1 protein-coding gene is annotated in these 269 nt (G+C 46.8%); it reads left to right on the plus strand.

Annotation, left to right across the window (positions count from 1 at the left end; translation table 11 throughout):
* Positions 1-107: 107 nt before the first annotated feature.
* Positions 108-269: prepilin-type N-terminal cleavage/methylation domain-containing protein (locus ACYP03_RS26345; RefSeq protein ID WP_459782716.1), on the plus strand; the 162-nt coding region annotated here is incomplete at its 3' end.

The raw sequence follows: 269 nt of genomic DNA on the forward strand, positions 1-269 counted from the left end.
GGAAAATGTGCAATAACCTGATTGTTTTCACTGGTATTTTTTTATGATCGTGCGAGAATGACCACTTACATCATTTTGACGCCCGCTCGTCATGTTTTTGGCAGGTTATGACTCAGTATCCGAACAGGCAAACCGGCTTATCACTGATCGAACTGGTCATTGTTGTGGTGGTGGTCAGTATTCTGACCGTTGTCGTCGTTCCCCGTTATATCGATATTGCTGAAGAGGCCAAAGTGGCCGCCCTTAAGGGCATGGCGGGCAGTTTTTCG

It is taken from the genome of Photobacterium sp. R1, from assembly GCF_054600795.1.